The organism is Amycolatopsis japonica (genome assembly GCF_000732925.1).
GTDB classification, from domain to species: Bacteria; Actinomycetota; Actinomycetes; order Mycobacteriales; family Pseudonocardiaceae; genus Amycolatopsis; species Amycolatopsis japonica.
The window spans coordinates 2,213,350-2,231,946 of sequence record NZ_CP008953.1; the positions used below are offsets into that span (position 1 = coordinate 2,213,350).

Sequence of the window (18,597 nt, forward strand, 5' to 3'; positions counted from 1 at the left end):
CGTGTCGTCCGATGGATCACGTGTGTCGTCCGACCGGTCATCTGAAGCCCGGTTCAGCCAGACGTTGCGAAAGCGGCTTTCGCAACACGGCACCTTGCCTTACCCCTCACGAGAACCCGAGTCGCCACTCATGTCGGGGGCGGCCCCGGTGAAGTCCTGAGGTAGGGCCATCACGCGAGATCGGGGCGTGGCTTGGCCGGGCGCCCAACCGATATTTCCCAGGATTCGGGACCGGATAAGGCTTTTCGCAACGCGGGGGACATCTCCGGGCAACGAATCGGGCCGAAAGTGGGCCACGCCACCCGTCCGTTGGGTGATATTCACTCGATCAGGTGGTGCATATCGGACAATTCACCAGTTTCCTGGTGATCATGAAACAACCTCTCGCCGTGCTTCGTCACGACCTGCCCGCCTCGTTGGTGGTGTTCCTCGTCGCCGTCCCGCTTTCACTCGGGATCGCTCTCGCGTCAGGGGCGCCGATCGTCGCGGGGCTGATCGCGGCCGTGGTGGGAGGTGTGGTCGCCGGGGCGCTCGGCGGCTCGGCGCTTCAGGTGAGCGGCCCCGCCGCCGGCCTGACGGTGATCATGGCCGAGACCATCGCGACCTTCGGCTGGGCGACCACCTGTGCGATCACCGTCGCCGCGGGCGCGCTGCAGATCCTGCTGGGGCTGAGCCGCATCGCCCGCGCGGCGCTCGCCATCTCGCCCGCCATCGTCCACGGCATGCTGGCCGGAATCGGCGTCACGATCGTCCTCGGCCAGCTCCATGTCGTGCTGGGCGGATCGGCGCAGAGTTCGGCGCTCGAGAACATCGCGCAACTGCCCGCGCAGATCGTCGGCCACCACGACACCGCCGCGCTGATCGGCGTGCTCACGATCGGCATCCTGCTCGTGTGGCCGCGGCTGCCCAAGGCCGTCCGCAAGGTGCCCGGCCCGCTCGCCGCGATCGCGCTGGTGACCGTGCTTTCCGTCGCCACCGCGATGACCCTGCCCCGCGTCAACCTGCCGGGTGACCTGCTCAACATCCGCTTCGCGCCCGAATTCCCGGACACCGGCTGGGGCGCGTTCGCCGTCGCGGTGGTCACCATCGCCCTGATCGCGAGCGTGGAAAGCCTGCTGTCGGCCGTCGCCGTCGACAAGATGCACACGGGGCCGCGGTCGAACCTCGACCGCGAACTGATCGGCCAGGGTGCCGCGAACATGACTTCCGGCGCGCTCGGCGGCCTCCCGGTCACCGGTGTGATCGTCCGCAGTTCGACCAACGTCACCGCCGGCGCCCGCACCCGGGCGTCCGCGATCCTGCACGGCGTCTGGATCCTGGTGTTCGTCGCCGCGTTCGCCGGGCTCATCCAGAACATCCCGCTCGCCGCGCTGGCCGGCCTGCTCGTCCACGTCGGCGCGAAACTGGTGAACCCCGGCCACATGAAGCAGGTCCTCAAACACGGCGACCTGGGGCTGTACCTGGTGACGCTCGCCGGTGTCGTCGTCTTCGACCTGCTCACCGGCGTCCTGCTCGGTATCGCGCTTTCGGTGCTGCTGATGCTGCGTCGCACGGTGTGGTCCGGGATCCACGCCGAGCGCGACGGCGGCGAATGGCGCGTCGTCGTCGAGGGCGTCCTGACGTTCCTTTCCGTGCCGAGGCTCAGCCGTGTGCTCGCGACCGTGCCCGACGGCGCGAAGGTGACCCTGGAACTGGTCGTCGACTACCTCGACCACGCCGCCTTCGAGAGCCTGTCGAACTGGCAGCAGGGCCATGAACGCGCCGGCGGCACGGTGATCGTCGACGAGGTCGGGCATCCGTGGTTCGCCAAGGGCAAGTCCGGCGACCCCACGCTGACCCGGACGGCGGCGGCGCGGTCGGTGCCGCGGTTCCTCGCGCCGTGGTCCGACTGGCAGGCCAAGGACGTCGAACTGCCCGGCCAGCGCGGCGGGCCCACCCTGCGCGGGGCGACCGAGTTCCAGCGGCGCACGGCCGCGCTCATGCAGCCGGCGCTCAGCAAACTGGCGGGCGGCCAGTCGCCGCACACCCTCTTCATCACCTGCGGGGACGCGCGGATCGTGCCGAACATGATCACCACGAGCGGTCCCGGCGACCTGTTCACCGTGCGCAACATCGGGAACCTGGTGCCCGCCCGCCGGGCCGATCCGTCTATGGGCGCCACCGTCGAGTTCGCCGTCGGCGTGCTGAAGGTGCGCGAGATCGTGGTCTGCGGTCATTCCGGCTGCGGCGCGATGCAGGCGCTGGCCACCGGAGCCCCGGACGGCGCGCCGATGCTGGCCTCCTGGCTGCGGCACGCCGAGCCGAGCGCGCACCGCGACGCCACGGTGACCCTCGACGGCGAACGCCCGGACACCGAGGTCGACCGGCTGGCGCTGAAGAACGTGCTGCAGCAGCTGGAGCACCTGCGGCACTATCCGCTGATCGCCGAGGCGGAGGCGCGCGGCGAGCTGCACCTGACCGGGATGTACTTCGACGTCGGGGCGGCGCAGGTCTACCTGTCGGACGAGGGGAGCCCGTCGTTCACCCCGGTCGGGGCCGTCACCACATCCGGGGGCTAACGGAAGCCGTTCAGCGGGACTCGATCCGGACCCACTAAGTTCAACGCACGTGAGCATGCTGGTCATGACCGGCACCGGTACGGGTGTCGGCAAGACGATCTCCACCGCCGCCATCGCCGCTCTGGCCGCCGGTCAGGGCCAGCGTGTCGCCGTGCTGAAACCGGCGCAGACCGGAGTGGGCCCGGACGAGCCGGGCGACCTCTCCGACGTCCTCCGCCTCGCCGGCCCGGTCACCACCCGCGAGCTGCGGAGGTACCCGGATCCGCTGTCGCCGGAGGCGGCGGCCAGGCTTTCGGGACTGCCGACGCTCGCCCCGAGCGAGATCGCCGCCGCGGCGAGCGACCTCGACGGCGACCACGACCTGACCCTCATCGAGGGCGCGGGCGGGCTGCTGGTCCGGTTCGACGCCGACGGGGCCACGCTGGCCGACGTCGCGTGGTCGCTGGGCGCGCTGGTCATCATCGTCGCCGAGGCCGGGCTGGGCACGCTCAACGCGACCGCCCTGACCGCCGAGGTCGCCACCAAACGCGGGCTGACCGTGGCCGGGGTGATCATCGGATCCTGGCCGGACGAGCCGGATCTGGCGGCGGTGTCGAACCTGCGGGACCTGCCGGTCGCCGCCGGGGCCCCGCTGCTGGGCGTGCTGCCCGCCGGGCTGGGCACGGCCGGGCCCGAGGAGTTCGCGGACCGGGCCAAGGCGGGTCTCTCGCCGTGGTTCGGCGGGGAGTTCGATCCGGAATGCTTCGTCGGCCGCGCGTCGGCACAGAAGTGACCTGCGTCGCTGTGGCCGAGCCGCCCGGTCGTGCACGATGATGTGCCTTCGCTTCACCGCCCCACCCCGAACAGGAGCCGCCTCGTGACCACTGCCCCGGAGACCGTCGACATCCTCGCCGTGGCGCGTGACCAGGTCCTCGAGCGTGGTGTCGGGCTCGGCGAGGAGCAGATCCTCGAAGTCCTGCGGCTCGACGACGACCACCTGACGGACCTGCTGGCGCTGGCCCACGAGGTCCGGATGCGCTGGTGCGGCCCCGAGGTCGAGGTCGAGGGCATCATCAGCCTCAAGACCGGCGGCTGCCCGGAGGACTGCCACTTCTGCTCGCAGTCCGGCCGGTTCCCGACGCCGGTGCGGTCGGCGTGGCTGGATATCCCCGGCCTGGTCAAGGCCGCCCGCCAGACCGCCGAGACCGGCGCGACCGAGTTCTGCATCGTCGCCGCCGTCCGCGGCCCCGACAAGCGGCTGCTCTCGCAGGTCCGCGAGGGGATCAAGGCCATCCGCGAGGACGGCAACGACATCCAGATCGCCTGCTCGCTCGGCATGCTCACCCAGGAGCAGGTCGACGAGCTCGTCGAGATGGGCGTGCACCGCTACAACCACAACCTGGAGACCGCGCGCTCGCACTTCGCGAACGTCGTCACCACGCACACGTGGGAAGAGCGCTGGGAGACCCTGCGCATGATCCGCGAGGCGGGCATGGAGGTCTGCTGCGGCGGCATCATCGGCATGGGGGAGAGCATCGAGCAGCGCGCCGAGTTCGCCGCGCAGCTGGCCGAGCTGAACCCGGACGAGTGCACGATGAACTTCCTCATCCCGCAGCCGGGCACGCCGTACGAGGGCTACGAGGTCGTCGAGGGCAAGGACGCGCTGCGCACCGTGGCCGCGTTCCGGCTCGCGATGCCCCGCCCGCTGCTCCGCTTCTCCGGCGGCCGTGAGCTGACCTTCGGCGACCTGGGTACCAAGCAGGGCATGCTCGGCGGTATCAACGCGATCATCGTCGGCAACTACCTGACCAACCTCGGCCGCCCGGCCACCGCGGATCTGGCGATGCTCGACGAGCTGAAGATGCCGGTGAAGGCGATCAGTGACGTCCTCTGACCCAGCGGCGTACTGCGTCCACTGTGGACAGACGTCCGACGGTGGCGCGGAACATCCGGCCTGCCACAACCCCAGAACGGCACTCGAGCCGCCGCGGTACTGCACGTACTGCGCGCGGCGGATGGTCGTCCAGATCACCCCGGTCGGCTGGACGGCCCGATGCAGCCGTCACGGTGAACTCGCCGGCTGACTTCCCGCATTTAGTCCTCTGAATGCGGTAGTTGCACGCGCAAGCATCGCGTTCAGAGGACGAAACGCGGGGCGATATGTGCCGGGTCGCGTGCGCAGGGGGCGTCATTGGTTACGCTCTGCACAAGCAGCTCGAGGGAGGAGTCCGGGGTTGGGCGAGACGACGGGTAAACCGGCGCACCTGTCTTCCAGCGTGCCCGACCCCTGGTCGGTGCCCGTACTGCCGAGGCCACGCCGCCCGTTCCCCAAGGTCGTCGTCAAGGCCGATCTGCTGCCGGCGGTCAGCGTCCTGTCCACGGCGGGGCTGCTCGGCTTCCCGCTGGCCTGGCTGTGGGCGCGGCTGGCGCCGCCCCAGCGGATGCGGGTGATCAACGACCACGGCGGCCTCGCCCCGCTGGAGCTGGAGAGCTGGCACCGCTTCGACGACCTCGCCGTCTACGGTTTCCTCGCGCTCGGCGCCGGGCTGCTGATCGGCATCGTGACCTGGCTGCTGCGGGAACGCCGCGGGCCGGTCGTGCTGATCGCCGCGACCGGCGGCGCGACCCTCGCGGGCTGGCTGGGGACCACGATGGGCGTCTCGTTCGCCAACGGCCGCTACGAGATCGGCGCGGCGCCCGCCGTCGGCGACGTCATCGCGAAGGCGCCGCAGATCGAATCCCCGTGGATCATGCTCGCCGCGCCGTTGATGACGACGCTGGCGTACACGCTGCTGACCGCGTGGAACGGACGGGAAGACCTGGGTCGCCGCCTCGGCTGACGAAATTCCTCTAGGGTGGGGCAGGACACATCTCTAGGGGGCTTTCTCTTGACCGACGACATCGAGGTTTCCCGGCACAACGCCGTCCGCTTCCCAGGTATCAGCCCGCGCGCGTACGAACACCCCGTCGACCGCGGCGCACTGGCCACCCTGCGCGCCGTTCCGGGGTTCGCGCAGGTCGTGAAGGCGGTTTCAGGCTTCTACGCCGAACGCGGCGAGCGGCTCATGGCGCTCGCGTCCGCGATCCGGGTCGGCCCGAAGCAGTATCCGGAACTGGACAAGCTGCGCAACGAATGCGCCGAAACACTCGACCTCGACCGCGTGCCGAATCTGTTCGTCGCCCGCAGTCCCGAGGTCAACGCGCAGACGATCGGGATGGACGAGCCGTTCATCGTGCTCAACACCGCGGCCGTCGAGGCGATGGACCTCGCGTCGCTGCGGTTCGTGATCGGGCACGAGATGGGGCACGTGCTGTCCGGGCACGCGGTGTACCGCACGATCATGATCCGGCTGATCGGCCTGCAGATGTCGATGTCGTGGACGCCGGTGAGCGCCATCGGCATCCGCGTCGTCATCGCGGCGCTGCGCGAGTGGTACCGCAAGGCCGAACTGTCCTGCGACCGCGCCGGGCTGCTGTGCTCGCAGGACCCGACGGCGGCGTTGCGTTCGCAGATCCTGGTCGCGGGCGGGATCGACCCGTCGAAGATCGACATTCCGGCGTTCCTGCAGCAGGCGTCGGAGTACGAGTCGGTCGACGACATCCGCGACAGCTACCTGAAGCTGCGTTACGTCGAGACGATGTCGCATCCGCTGGCCGTCGTGCGTGCCGCCCAGTTGCAGAAATGGGCGGCGTCCGAGGAGTACCGGGGGATCCTGGCCGGCGAGTACCCACGCCGTGACGAGGACGCGCCTTCGTCCACCTGGACCGACGACCTGAAGTCGGCCGCGAAGTCGTACAAGGACTCCTGGAACAGCTCGACCGACCCGCTGACGAAGGTGTTCAGCGACGTCGGCGAGGCGGTGTCCGGGGCGGCGGGCAAGGTGTGGAGCAAGTTCGGTACCGGCAACGGGTCGGACGAGGGGTCTTCGTCGGAGCCGGGCAAGTAGCGCTTCGCGAGTGCTATGAAAGGTCCTTTCCTTGCAAATTTTGCAAGGAAAGGACCTTTCATAGCGTCAGGGGCAGGGGAGGGCGGGCTGAAGGGGACTTTCACCGCGCCTCGTGTGGTGAGGGGAGCTTTCGTCGCGTGGCATGCGGGGAAAGCGTCCTTCACCCCTCCCCGGAGGGGCTCAGTTCAGGTTCGAGGGGCGCGTGAACTCGCCGAGTTCCCCCGGCGGCATCGGGACCGCGCCCAGTGTGCTCAGGAACCCGGCCTCCCGCGTCAGCAGGCGGCACGCGATCCGCAGCCGCCGCAGCGGGTTCGTCTCCTCCAGCAGGCGCTGCCGGTCCTCCAGCGGGAGCAGGCAGTCGGCGGTGAGCCGGTAGGCGAGCGCCGCGATGTCGCCGTCTTCGGGCGGGGTGGTCCAGTCTTCGTCGTTCCAGGCGGACTCGCAGTAGCGCCGGTGCGCGGCCTTCGCGACGTCGGCGAGCCTGGTCACGGTGTCGCCGTGCACCGTGGCGACGCGGTCGTCGGGCACCCATTCGACCGAGCCGATCAGGTACGGCGCGGAAACACGGTCGATCTCCAGCAGCCGGAACCGGCGCCGCGCGGTGGTGACGACGTCGAATCTGCCGTCCGGCAGCCGTTTCGCCTCGCGCAACACCGTGCTGCAGCCGAATTCGTGGACGTGTTCGGGCCCGCTGACCTCCCTGATCATCGCCGAACGCAGCGCGACTACCCCGAACTCGCGGTCCGGGACGACTTCGGCGACGAGGTCGGCCATCAGCTGCCGGTACCGCGGTTCGAAGATGTGCAACGGAAGGTGTGTTCCGGGCAGAAGCACGGTCTGTAGCGGGAACAGCGGCAAGATCGCCTTCCCGGTGGACTCCTCGCTCGGCTCGGTCACCCGTTCAAGGTACGGGGACCGGGAGGACTTCGCAGGACGGTCACTTCCCGGTGGGCGGACGGAACACCGCGAACGGGTCGGTGATCTGCATCCCCTTGCCCGCGAAGGAGAACAGCGCCGCCGGACGGCCGCCGCTGCGCCCGGGCGGAGCGGTGTGGCCGGTGGGCAGGAGCAGCCCGCGCCGGGACAGCACACGCTGCAGGTTCGTCGCGGAGACGCGGTAACCCAGCGCAGCCGAGTACAGCCTCCGCAAAGCCGAAACGGTGAACTCTTCCGGGGCGAGGGCGAAGCCGAGGTTCGTGTAGCAGAGCTTCGAGCGGAGCCGGTCCCGCGCGCGCAGGACGATGGACTCGTGGTCGAACGCCGTCCGGGGGAGCTCGGAAACGTCGTGCCACTCGGTGTCTTCGGGGATCTCGGGGTCCACATCGGACGGTACGAGGCCGAGGAACGCCGTCGCGACGACGCGGGGGCCCGGCACCCGGTCCGGCGCGCTGAAGACCGCCAATTGCTCCACATGCTTCAGCTGGCGTACGTCGACCTTCTCCGCGAGCTGCCGCCGGATGGACGCCTCGACGTCTTCATCCGGGCGAAGCCTGCCGCCGGGAAGGGACCAGCGACCCAGGTGCGGATCGAGCGCGCGCCGCCACAGCAGGACCCGGAGTGTGTCCGAGCGCACTTGAAGGACCGCTCCCAAGACCTCGTGGGCGAGGGGGGTCTGGGTGTTAAGATGACTTCGCACGGTTTTCGATTATAAGGCGAAAACCGGAGACAGGTCCAGGAGGGCCAGAACGATGACGAGCACTCTGCAGAACGACTTGACCCCGTACGGTGGCGTGGTCGCCGACGCGGCTTGGGCGGAGGAGGTGCGCAGCCTCGCGCGCAAACGCGACGCCGTCCTGCTCGCGCACAACTACCAGGTCCCCGAGATCCAGGACATCGCCGATTTCACCGGCGACTCCCTCGCGCTCAGCCGTATCGCGGCGAGCAGTGACGCGTCCACCATCGTCTTCTGCGGCGTGCACTTCATGGCCGAGACGGCGAAGATCCTGGCGCCGGAGAAGACGGTCCTGATCCCGGACGCGCGGGCGGGCTGCTCGCTGGCGGACTCGATCACCGGCGACCAGCTCCGTGCCTGGAAGGCCGAGCACCCCGGCGCGGTCGTCGTGTCGTACGTGAACACCACGGCCGAGGTCAAGGCGGAGACCGACATCTGCTGCACGTCGTCGAACGCCGTTGACGTCGTCGCCTCCATCCCCGCTGACCAGGAAGTTCTCTTCCTGCCGGACCAGTTCCTCGGCGCGCACGTCAAACGCGTGACCGGCCGGGAGAACATGCACATCTGGGCCGGGGAGTGCCACGTGCACGCCGGGATCAACGGCGCCGAGCTGGCCGAGCGGGCCTCGGAGAACCCGGACGCCGACCTGTTCATCCACCCGGAATGCGGCTGCGCGACCTCGGCGCTGTACCTGGCGGGCGAGGGTGCCGTCGCCCCTGAGCGGGTCAAGATCCTCTCGACCGGCGACATGGTCCACGCCGCCCGTGACACCAAGGCGAAGTCGGTCCTCGTGGCCACCGAGATCGGGATGATCCACCAGCTGCGCAAGGCCGCGCCGGAGATCGACTTCCGCGCGGTGAACGACCGGGCGTCCTGCCGGTACATGAAGATGATCACGCCGGCCGCCCTGCTGCGGTCGCTGCGCGAGGGAGCCGACGAGGTCCACGTCGACGCCGAAACCGCCGCCCGTGCCCGCGCTTCCGTGCAGCGCATGATCGAGATCGGGCAGCCTGGCGGCGGAGAATGACCGACCCGGTTACCGCTCTCCAGGCGAAAACCCACCCGGTCTGGGAGGCCGCCGCTGATCTCGTGGTGATCGGCAGCGGGGTGGCCGGGCTCACCGCCGCGCTGCGCGCGCAGGAGCTCGGCCTGCACGTCCTGGTGGTCACCAAGGCGACGGTCTCCGACGGCAACACCCGCTGGGCGCAGGGCGGTATCGCGGTCGTGCTGGAGGGCGAGCACGAGCGGGGCGATTCGGTCGGCAAGCACGCCGAGGACACGCTCACCGCTGGTGCCGGGCTCTGCGACGAGGACGCCGTCCGGTCGATCATCGCCGGCGGCCCGGCCGCGGTGGCCCGGCTGCGGGCCGAGGGGGCGCGCTTCGACCCCGCGGCAGAAGGGCGGCCCGAACTGGCCCGCACCCGGGAAGGCGGGCACAGCGCGTTCCGCGTCATCCACGCGGGTGGCGACGCGACCGGCGCCGAGGTCGAGCGGACGCTGGTCGCGACGGCCGGAGGACGGCGGATCCCGGTGCTGGAGCACCACATCGCCGTCGACGCGATCCGCACGCCCGCGGGCGAGGTCGTCGGGGTGACCGTCCTGGACCACAACGGTGTGCCCGGTGTCGTCCGGGCGCCCGCGGTGCTGCTGGCCAGCGGCGGACTGGGGCAGCTTTATCAGGCGACGTCCAATCCGGAACTCGCCACGGGGGACGGGTTGGCGCTGGCGTTGCGCGCGGGAGCGCAGGTCGCGGACGTGGAGTTCGTCCAGTTCCACCCGACGGTCCTGTTTACGCCCGGCGCGCGTGGCCGGCTCCCGCTGGTCACCGAGGCGGTACGCGGCGAGGGCGCGACCCTGCACGACGCGACGGGTGCCTCGGTGATGCGCGGGGTCCACCCGCTCGGGGATCTCGCGCCCCGGGATGTCGTTTCCGCGGCCATCACGCGCCGCATGGTGCAGGCGCCCGGCGGTGTCGACGACCACGTCTTCCTCGACGCCACCGGGATTTCCGGCTTCGCCAAAAGGTTCCCGACCGTGCACGCGGCGTGCGCGGCGATCGGTCTGGACCCGGCGAAGGAGCCGATCCCGGTCACGCCCGCAGCGCATTTCGCGTGCGGCGGTGTGGTGACCACTGTGGACGGACGGTCCGGTGTTCGCGGTCTCTACGCCGCGGGCGAGGTCGCGAGGACGGGTCTGCACGGCGCGAACCGCTTGGCCTCCAACAGTTTGCTCGAAGGCCTCGTGGTCGGGCGGCGGGTGGCCGACGCGATCGCCGCCGATTTCGCCATCGGGCGGCTGGCCGATCCGCGTCGCGGTGTGCTCGCGCCTCCGGTGCAGGCGCCGGTGGCCGACCGTGACGCGTTGCAGCGGGCGATGAGCCGGTACGCCGCCATCGGCCGCGACGCCGAAGGGTTGTCGGTCGTCGGTTCGGTGCTGGATCTTTCGGTCGTCGAGAGTCCTTTGTGGACGCCTCGGATCGTCGAGGACGCGGCGCTCACCCTGGTGGCGGAGGCCTTGGTCGCGGCGGCCGCGCGCCGGACGGAATCCCGCGGCTGTCACGTACGGACCGATTTCCCCGAACGCGACGACGACAGCTGGCAGCGCGGTCAGCTCATCCGGCTCAGCCCGTCGGGGCAGCCGGTACTGGCCGATCCGATCGCCTTGGAGGGTGTGGCATGAGCGAATTCTCCCCGTGGGTCGTCAAGGCGCTGGCCGATCACGGCCTCGACGTCGCCGACGTGCAGCGCGTCGTCACGACGGCACTGGCCGAGGATCTGCGATACGGGCCCGACGCGACGACGAACGCCACCGTGCCCGAATCCGCGCGTGCGCTGGCCGAACTCACGCCGAGGACGGCCGGGGTGGTCGCCGGGATCCCGGTGGCGCTGGCGGTGTTCGACGTCGTGCTCGGTTCGAGCCTGGAGATCCTGGCCGCCCGTGACGACGGCGACCGGCTGACCGCCGGTGAGCCCGCACTGGTCGTGCGCGGTCCGGTGCGGGGCCTGCTCACCGCCGAACGCACCGCGCTGAACCTGCTGTGTCACCTGTCCGGCATCGCCACCGCGACCGCCGCCTGGGTGGCCGCGGTGGAGGGAACCGGTTGCCGGGTCAGGGATTCCCGCAAGACGCTGCCCGGGCTGCGGTTGCTGGAGAAGTACGCCGTCCGCGCGGGCGGCGGGGTGAACCACCGGCTGGGGCTCGGCGACGCGGTGCTGATCAAGGACAACCACGTGGTCGCCGCCGGTTCGGTGACCGCCGCGCTCGCCGCCGCGCGCGAGCACGCGCCCGAACTGCACTGCGAGGTCGAGGTCGACGACCTCGCGCAGCTGGAGGAGGCGCTCACCGCGGGCGCCGACGAGGTGCTGCTGGACAACTTCACGCCCGACGAATGCGCGAAAGCGGTCGACCGGCGTGACGAGGTTTCCCCGAAGACCCGCCTGGAATCCTCGGGTGGTCTGCGGCTCGACGTCGCGCGGGCGTACGCGGAGTCCGGTGTGGACTTCCTCGCCGTCGGGGCGCTCACGCATTCCTCACCCGCACTCGACCTCGGGATGGACCTGCGCTGACCTCCGGCACTAGAATTCCCTTGTGTGACAAGGGGATTCTGGAGGAATGGTGGGCTTTGCCGGTAAAAGTGCCGTCGCGGGATGCGTCGGTTTCATGGCACTGCTCGGCACCCCCGTCCCGTCGACGGCGGTCGCTGAGCAGTGCGCCAACCCGACGGGCACCTACACCGCGGCAGTTCCGTGGGGCCAGCGGCTGATCGATCCGGTGCGGCTCTGGCCGCTGTCCCGCGGCGCCGGCCAGCTGGTCGCGGTGATCGGCACCGGCGTCGACGGCGGAAACGGCCAGTTCGCGCCGGGGCAGCTGCTCGGCGGGCCGGGCACCGAGGCCGAAGACTGCGACGGCCGGGGCACGATCGCCGCCGGGATCGTCGGCGCGCAACCGGATCCGTCCACGACGTTCACCGGGATCGCGCCCGGCGCCAAGATCCTGCCGATCCGCTACACCCAGGTGAACGGCGGCGGCGATCCCGGGCAGCTCGCGGGCGCCATCGAAACCGCGCTGAACCGCGGCGCCGGGATCATCCTGATCGCCGTCCCGGCCGCCTCCGACAGCCCCGCGCTGACCGGCGCCGTCTCGCGCGCCAAGGAGAAGGGCGCGCTGATCGTCTCGCCCGCCGCGGGGACCCAACAGGGCCAGACGTCGTACCCGACGGCCACGCCGGGCGTGCTCGCCGTGGGTTCGACGAACCAGGCAGGCGAGGCCGTACAGACGGAATCCGGTTCGTACGTGGGGATTTCCGCGCCCGGCGCCGAGCTGGTCAGCACGTCCGCCGGCGCGGGCGGGACGGTGGCGCACCGGTGGCCGGTGAGCGACCCGAGCCTGGCCGCCGCGCACGTCGCCGGGGTCGCCGCGCTCGTGCGCGCGTATCACCCCGAGCTGTCGCCGGAGCAGGTCGTCGCGCGGCTGACGCTGACCGCGCACCGGGGCCCGAGCGGTGGGCACGATCCCCGCCGGGGCTGGGGTGCGATCGACGCCTACGCCGCCGTTTCCGCCTCGATCCCCGCAGGTACACCCGGCCCGGGAGGACCGCCGAGCGTCGGTCCGGACACCTTCGTGGTCCCCGCGGCGGCTCCGGCACCGACCAGGGCGGACAAGGTCTCCGGTGTGCTCGCCATCTCCGGGGTGGCCCTCGCCATCGCGGCGGGCGTCGTGGTGGCGGCGGTCCGGCGGGGCAAGCGCCGGGGCTGGAAACCTTCGCGATTCCGCGCCTCGTGAGCGGCAGCGGTGTACTGGGGGACACCGCCACCGCCCACGAGGTCTTTCGCGACCCCCTGGGGGTAAGTGTCCTGCGTCGGAAATCCGGCGCGTATCTCGGCGGCCCAGGTTACTGACGGCTGCGTTGCCGGTTCGCCCGAGTACAACCCGGTACGAGGACGAACCGGCGCCTTGCCGTCAGCAACCTGGATCCACCGATATACGCACCACATTTCCGACGCAGGACACTAGGGGACGGATACGCAGGCGGTCGAGCCCACGATGGCCACGCCGTCGCCGACGCGGGAGACGTGCACGTTGAAGTCGGCGCCGTCGCGGCTGAACTGCGCGATCAGCTCACGCGGGTTGCTGCGGTCGCGCCACCGCCAGCCCTGGCCCTCCAGCATGGGCAGGACGTCGTCGACGAGTTTGCGGATCGCGTCGGTCGCGTCGTCCACGCGGAGGCCGTACTGCCAGCAGAGCGACCGGCCCGGCTGGGTGGGGTCGCAGTCCAGTTCGCCTTCCACGGTGCGCTCCGCGGTGGTGCCGAAGGTGCCCGCGACACCGTCGATGACCGCCGTGAGGTCCTCGGCCAGCGGATCGAGTTCGGTGTGCTTCGTGATCATGAACAGTCCCTCACAAGCCTCGTCCGACGCCTTCGATGACCATCTCGCGCAGCGAGCCGCCGGTGAAGCCTTCGTGCGTGACCGCGCCGCCCGTGATCACACCGTAGATGTTGTTCCACGAATCGGAACCCGGTTTGAGCACTCCGCTATGGGAATCGAAACCCCACTGCAGATCGCCGTTCGCGTCGCGGCCGGTTTCCAGTTCGACGACGCCGGGGAAGCGGTCGGGGTCCGCTCCGTGCCCGGCGCCGAGCCATTCGATGAGGCCGGCGTTGCCCTGCGCGACCACGATCGGGTCGAAGGGGGCCGTCATGGAGTACCGCTGCACACCGGCCTGGCTGGCCGGGAGGTCGCTCGGGCTCCAGATCCCGTGTCCCATGCCCGCGGACTCGACGTGCAGCACCTGATCGGCCCTGAGCCCCAGCTGCTCGGCGAGGCCCACGGTCGCGCCGCCATAGCTGTGCCCGACGGCGGTGACCACCACACCCGGTCCGGCGTGGCTGTCGATCTGGCCGCGCAGTTCGTCGCCGAACGCCTTGAGATCGGGCGCCATCGTCTGCGCGTAGTGCGCGGCCGGGCCTTCGGTGACGACGTTCTGGGGGAAGACCCCGTCGGCCCAGACCACCATCGCGGTCCGGCCGGTGGCGTCCGCGGCGACCAGGCTCTTGCCGAGGTCGGCGTAGCTCTGGAAGTTGTCGAACGACGTGTTGACGCCGGGGACGAACAACCCGACGTTGCGGGTGCCCGGCTCGATGCGGCCGACCAGTTCGACGATGCGCCCGTTCCCGGACGGGTCGAACCGCAGGATCTGCCGGTCGTTGGCGAGGATGTCCTCGTAGAGCGCGATCCGCGTACGTGCGCTCGCGATGTCGTCGGCTTTCCCGCCCTGTGCCAGGAGGTTCGCGAGCCGCTCGCGTTCGGCGGTCAGCGCGTCGGTGACCTTCGTGCGGTTCTCGGCGATCGCGGTGGCCCACGATCCGGTGTCGGCCGCGCCGCCGACGCCTGCCGGATTCCCGGCCTTGGGCAACGGGTTCTCCGGCATCAGCGACCGGTACGAGGCGGCGACCTGGACGTCGGCGCGCCGGTATCCGCCACCCGCGGCCGTCAGTCCCTGATGGATCACCGTCGCCTTGGTGATCTGCCCGTCGAGTTTGCCCGAGACGTCTTTGATCGTCTTGGTGTACGTGGCCGAAGCCGCGCTGGAGGCCGAAACCTGGCCGAACGCGGTCGCGGGGACGTTCTCACCCGCCAGCGCGGTCTGCGCGGTCTTGAGCACGCCGGCGCGCTGTTCGAGTTCGGCCGCCGCCGCTTCGAGCCTGGCGGGGGCGACTCGGTAACCGCCCGCACTGGATGCCATCACCGAGCCGCCTCTCCTGGTCGGGAAAATCAGTACTGTTCGGGTTCTTCGCCGAGCACGGCGGGAGCGACCGGGGACGACTGGCCCCAGACGTTCTCGGTCTCCACGAGCCACGGCGGGATCCGCCGTCCGGAACCCATGTCGCCGCCCGCGCCCATGCCCATCGGCATCATGGGCATCATCGGCATCGCGCCCTTGGCCGCCGCCGCGCCCGCGGCACCGGCGGCTCCGCCGGCGAGCCCGCTCATCGCGCTGCCCGAGCCGCCGTCGCCAGCCAGACCGGAGAACGCGGCCGGGGCCTCGCCGGGGCCGGAGAACCCGCCACCGCCACCGGCGCCGATCGCGCCACCGTCCAGCGACGGCGCGCCGCCACCACCGACCGGGATACCGCCACCGGCGCCACCCGCGGTCGCGCCCGCCGCACCGGCACCGCCGCCCGCGGGCTCGCCGTTCTTGTCCTTGTCGTTCTTGCCGTTCGCCCACGCGGGCACCCGCGGCATGATCGAGCCGAACCGGCCGAACGCGGCGGCCGAGGCCGCGGCGAGACCGGCGGTGAACATGTCGCCGAACAACGGGTTCGACTTGGGCGGCTGGCCGGGCTGCCCGGCGGTGGGCGGCGTGGAGCCGTCCGAGGGCAGCGGATGCGTGTTGTCGCCCGGAACGACGCCGACGTTCGGCGTCCCGCCGATGTTGTTGCCGATCGAACCGCCAGGGGCCGTGCCGCCACCGGTGACCGGAGGCGGGGCGACGGCGTTCGGCGAGGCCGGAATCGACTCCTCGGCCGTGGAGTACTCGCCCGCGAGCTGCGTCATCACCACGATCGCCTTGCTGTGCGCCGCGCTGGCCGCGCCCGCCGCCTGCTGCTGCGCTTCGACGTTCGCGATGGCCTGCTGACGCTGCTGGGCGGCGTTGATGATCGTCGCCTGCGACGAATCCGGCGGCAGGAGCGGCGGATTGACGGCCAGCGCGAGATCGGCGGGGGAGACGTCCGGCACCGCGACCGGCGGCGGCATCTCCTTCTTGGCCTTCACCAGCGCGTCCGCCGCGTCCTCGAGGAGGTGGTTCATCGCGTTCGCGGTCTGGGCGACCTTGCGGATTCCGCCGACGAGGTCGGTGATCATCGTGTGGTACTTGTCGGCCGCTCCGCCGGTCCAGCTGGTGGAGAAGTCCTTCAGCTCGCCGGTCAGGTTTTCGGCCTGTTCGAACAGCCCGGAGCCGGTGGACTGCCATTTGTGGGCCGCGTGGCGGGCCGTGTTGGGGTCGCCCGCCTGAAGCATCGCGTAGAGCTGCTGGTGCGAATACGCGGCGAAGTTCGTGTGAGCGGTGTCGGTCATCCCTTGTTCCCCCCGCCGTTCGAGCCGCTGTTACCGCCCAGCACGCCCCCGAGGACGTTGAGCAGCGGATCGAGCAGCCCGGTCTGCTGGCTCGAGTGGTTCATGTCGCCCGCCACCGAATCGTCGGCCGCCGCGTAACCGTCGGCGACGGTCGTCGTGACGTCCTGCGCGAACGTGATCGCGCCCTTGACCTGATCCAGCAGGCCCTGCATCTCGGCGACGGCCGCCTGGTGCGCCTTGTTGAGTGAACCCGCCTCCCCGAACTCGCCGAACAGCAACGGCTGTTCGCTCAGGGTCAGCAGGAAGTCGTTCGGCTTGGACATCGCGTGGATCTGGGTCTCCAGTTCCCGCACGAAGTCCTTCAGTGATTCCAGATGGACGTAGTACGACTGGTCTTGCATTGATCCCGGCTCTCTCGAAATCGGCCATGCCAACAAGGGACGACTACGCGCAAAGCCGGCCGGCCGGTGCCGAGGGGGGTGAAAGCACCGGCCGGCCGACGGTTGGGGATCAGCCGGCGAACAGGCCCTGGTTGCGGTTCTCCAGGCTGTGCTGGAGATCGTGGGCGTCGCCGACCTTGCCACCGAACTGCGCGATGATCGCCACGATGTCCGCGGTGGCCTGGCGCAGGCGGGTTTCAGACGCACGGGCGGCCTCACCGGCGGAGCTGCCGGAGGCGTACCAGGTCTGGGTGATCGGCTGCAGGTTGGTGTGCAGCTGTTCGAGCTGTGAGGTGAGCGCCTTGGCCTTGGCGGCCAGCGAGGCCGAGCTGTGCTGCAGCGCGGCGAAGTTGATTTCGACGACGTCAGCCATGATTGGTGGTCCTCTCGCGGATCAGGGGTTCAGCCGGTGGATCACGGTCTGGTCGACGGTTCCGCTGACCCCGGTGAGGCTTTCCCGGACCTGCTCGTCACCCGAGTTGTAGTTCCGGTTGCTCTCGTGAACGAGGCGCGACATCGTGTTGAGCTCGTTCACGGCGATGGTCATCTTCTCCTGCAGGCGGCGCTGCAGGTCCCAGAACGCGACCGCCTGGTCACCCTTGTAGTTGTGCAGGGTCTGGGTCAGCTCGCTCTCCAGGCTGGCCATCGTGGTCTTGGCGTTCGACGCGGTTTCCTCGAACCCCTGGACGGCGCGCGCCATCGCAGCTGCGTCTGCCTGATATCCCGTACCGGTCATTGATGGGCCACCTCCTCTCATCTCGCTGGAAATCCCGGTGAGCACCAGGGGACGCCCTGTCTGCTCTTGTGAAGGACACGCTAGAAAAGAGGGGAGTGCGGTCAAACGGCACAACTGCCGGTCGCGGTGACGGCACTATTACCCACAGGTCGGCGGTAGGGCTTTCCCCACCCCCGATCAGGGGGAGTACTCCAGTGTCCGGATCGGAGCTTCCCGGCACGCTCGAATCCATGGTGGACAAGGGATCCAGGGCAGTACTGCATCGTCCGTTGATGATCTTGGCGGCGGCGATGGCAGTGCTCGGCGTCATCGCGCTCGGGGGCCTGGTCTTCGACGATCGCAGCCTCGTCAACGCGCCCATTTGGCTCAAACCGCTCAAGTTCACGATTTCCGTGGGGCTCTACGCGGTCACGCTGGCCTGGCTGATCGGACAGCTGACCCGTGGCAAACGGATCGGCTGGTGGCTCGGGACGGTGTTCGCGGTCGGCCTCGGCATGGACATGGCGCTGCTGTTCTGGCAGATCGCCGTCCGCGGGCGGACGCTGCACTTCAACCGCGAGACCCCGGTCGACCAGTGGATCAACAACATGGTCGCGAACGGTGCCTTCACCGGCTGGGCTGCGACGGCGGCCATCGCGATTCTCCTGCTGTTCCAACGTCTTCCCGACCGGGCGATGAATTCCGCGTTGCGCGCGGGTGCCGCGTTGTCGGTCGCCGGGATCGGGATCGCGCTGCTGATGTTCGGGCCGAACGAACAGCAAATGGCTCAGTTCCGCGCCGGTGAACGGCCGTCGATCGTCGGCGCCCACGCGGTCGGCGTGCCCGACGGCGGACCGGGGCTGCCGGTGCTGGGGTGGAGCACGGTCGGCGGGGACATGCGGATCCCGCACTTCTTCGGCATCCACGCGATCCAGGTGCTGCCGCTGGTCGCTTTCGGGCTGCTCAAACTCGCCAGGCGGTATCCGGTGCTCGAATCGGAATTCGTCCGGCGGAACCTGGTGCGGACCGCTTCGGTGGGCTTCGCGGGATTGCTCGTGCTGCTCACTTGGCAGGCTCAGCGAGGACAGTCCATCGTGCACCCGGACTTCTGGACGCTGGTCGCCGGCACCGGGATCATCGCCGTCGTGGCGGCGGGTTCGGCGCTTTCGCTTCGGGCGAGGCGGCCGATGCACCAACTGGTCTGACGC

Annotated in this window: 19 protein-coding genes; 11 read left to right on the plus strand and 8 right to left on the minus strand. The window is 70.1% G+C overall.

What is annotated here, in order from left to right; all coding sequences use genetic code 11:
• The first annotated feature begins 371 nt into the window (after positions 1-371).
• The 6 genes from AJAP_RS10800 to AJAP_RS10820 all read left to right on the plus strand — a co-directional run bounded on the left by AJAP_RS10800 (position 372) and on the right by AJAP_RS10820 (position 6,484).
• On the plus strand, positions 372-2,558 hold the full coding sequence (locus AJAP_RS10800; RefSeq protein ID WP_174492017.1) for a SulP family inorganic anion transporter: 2,187 nt from the start codon (positions 372-374) through the stop codon (positions 2,556-2,558).
• Between the two features lie 49 nt (positions 2,559-2,607).
• Entirely contained in the window at positions 2,608-3,330 is a 723-nt protein-coding gene (gene bioD, locus AJAP_RS10805; protein ID WP_038510225.1) for a dethiobiotin synthase, read from the plus strand.
• Positions 3,331-3,414: 84 nt separating this feature from the next.
• The gene (gene bioB, locus AJAP_RS10810) at positions 3,415-4,431 is read left to right on the plus strand and encodes a biotin synthase BioB (RefSeq protein ID WP_038510228.1); all 1,017 of its coding nucleotides are present in this window, start codon (positions 3,415-3,417) and stop codon (positions 4,429-4,431) included.
• Positions 4,418-4,621 carry a biotin synthase auxiliary protein BsaP gene (gene bsaP / locus AJAP_RS42915; protein WP_081809725.1) on the plus strand — a complete coding sequence of 68 codons (204 nt, stop codon included), beginning with the start codon at positions 4,418-4,420 and terminating at the stop codon, positions 4,619-4,621. The genes bioB and bsaP overlap by 14 nt, the downstream gene beginning before the upstream one ends.
• Before the next feature lie 150 nt (positions 4,622-4,771).
• Positions 4,772-5,377, plus strand: coding sequence for a DUF2567 domain-containing protein (locus tag AJAP_RS10815; RefSeq protein ID WP_038510231.1), 606 nt, complete (start codon positions 4,772-4,774; stop codon positions 5,375-5,377).
• Positions 5,378-5,425: 48 nt separating this feature from the next.
• Positions 5,426-6,484: a M48 family metallopeptidase gene (locus tag AJAP_RS10820; RefSeq protein WP_038510233.1), complete on the plus strand. Its 1,059-nt coding sequence runs from the start codon at positions 5,426-5,428 to the stop codon at positions 6,482-6,484.
• A gap of 180 nt (positions 6,485-6,664) precedes the next feature.
• Here the strand turns inward: AJAP_RS10820 and AJAP_RS10825 are convergent, their stop codons facing one another.
• Complete coding sequence (locus tag AJAP_RS10825) at positions 6,665-7,381, minus strand: LON peptidase substrate-binding domain-containing protein (RefSeq protein ID WP_037344777.1); 717 nt, start codon at positions 7,379-7,381, stop codon at positions 6,665-6,667.
• Positions 7,382-7,421: 40 nt separating this feature from the next.
• Positions 7,422-8,057, minus strand: coding sequence for an NUDIX hydrolase (locus AJAP_RS10830; RefSeq protein WP_016336019.1), 636 nt, complete (start codon positions 8,055-8,057; stop codon positions 7,422-7,424).
• 115 nt (positions 8,058-8,172) lie between these two features.
• Between AJAP_RS10830 and nadA the strand changes: the two genes are divergently transcribed.
• From nadA to AJAP_RS10850, 4 genes are read left to right on the plus strand one after another with little or no spacing between them, the layout of a single operon-like run.
• Positions 8,173-9,183 (plus strand): quinolinate synthase NadA, encoded by a 1,011-nt coding sequence (gene nadA / locus AJAP_RS10835; RefSeq protein WP_037344779.1) that lies wholly within the window; start codon positions 8,173-8,175, stop codon positions 9,181-9,183.
• On the plus strand, positions 9,180-10,835 hold the full coding sequence (locus AJAP_RS10840; RefSeq protein WP_073848461.1) for an L-aspartate oxidase: 1,656 nt from the start codon (positions 9,180-9,182) through the stop codon (positions 10,833-10,835). The genes nadA and AJAP_RS10840 overlap by 4 nt, the downstream gene beginning before the upstream one ends.
• The gene (nadC, locus tag AJAP_RS10845; RefSeq protein WP_038510239.1) at positions 10,832-11,722 is read left to right on the plus strand and encodes a carboxylating nicotinate-nucleotide diphosphorylase; all 891 of its coding nucleotides are present in this window, start codon (positions 10,832-10,834) and stop codon (positions 11,720-11,722) included. The genes AJAP_RS10840 and nadC overlap by 4 nt, the downstream gene beginning before the upstream one ends.
• A 46-nt stretch (positions 11,723-11,768) precedes the next feature.
• A complete protein-coding gene (locus AJAP_RS10850) occupies positions 11,769-12,938 on the plus strand; it encodes a S8 family serine peptidase (protein WP_038510242.1) in 1,170 nt (389 codons plus the stop codon).
• A 227-nt stretch (positions 12,939-13,165) separates the two neighbouring features.
• On the opposite strand, the gene AJAP_RS10855 is transcribed toward AJAP_RS10850, so the two are convergent.
• The 6 genes from AJAP_RS10855 to AJAP_RS10880 all read right to left on the minus strand — a co-directional run bounded on the left by AJAP_RS10855 (position 13,166) and on the right by AJAP_RS10880 (position 17,410).
• Positions 13,166-13,543, minus strand: coding sequence for a hypothetical protein (locus AJAP_RS10855; RefSeq protein ID WP_038510245.1), 378 nt, complete (start codon positions 13,541-13,543; stop codon positions 13,166-13,168).
• Between the two features lie 10 nt (positions 13,544-13,553).
• Complete coding sequence (locus AJAP_RS10860; protein ID WP_038510248.1) at positions 13,554-14,900, minus strand: alpha/beta hydrolase; 1,347 nt, start codon at positions 14,898-14,900, stop codon at positions 13,554-13,556.
• A 29-nt stretch (positions 14,901-14,929) separates the two neighbouring features.
• A complete protein-coding gene (locus AJAP_RS10865; protein ID WP_038510250.1) occupies positions 14,930-16,234 on the minus strand; it encodes a WXG100 family type VII secretion target in 1,305 nt (434 codons plus the stop codon).
• Positions 16,231-16,635 (minus strand): hypothetical protein, encoded by a 405-nt coding sequence (locus AJAP_RS10870; RefSeq protein ID WP_038510253.1) that lies wholly within the window; start codon positions 16,633-16,635, stop codon positions 16,231-16,233. Before AJAP_RS10870 ends, AJAP_RS10865 begins: the two co-directional genes overlap by 4 nt.
• Before the next feature lie 109 nt (positions 16,636-16,744).
• A complete protein-coding gene (locus AJAP_RS10875) occupies positions 16,745-17,047 on the minus strand; it encodes a hypothetical protein (RefSeq protein ID WP_005155348.1) in 303 nt (100 codons plus the stop codon).
• A 21-nt stretch (positions 17,048-17,068) separates the two neighbouring features.
• On the minus strand, positions 17,069-17,410 hold the full coding sequence (locus tag AJAP_RS10880) for a WXG100 family type VII secretion target (protein WP_073848466.1): 342 nt from the start codon (positions 17,408-17,410) through the stop codon (positions 17,069-17,071).
• 194 nt (positions 17,411-17,604) lie between these two features.
• On the opposite strand from AJAP_RS10880, the gene AJAP_RS10885 reads away from it, so the two are divergent.
• Positions 17,605-18,594, plus strand: coding sequence for a hypothetical protein (locus tag AJAP_RS10885; RefSeq protein WP_148311490.1), 990 nt, complete (start codon positions 17,605-17,607; stop codon positions 18,592-18,594).
• Positions 18,595-18,597 lie beyond the last annotated feature (3 nt).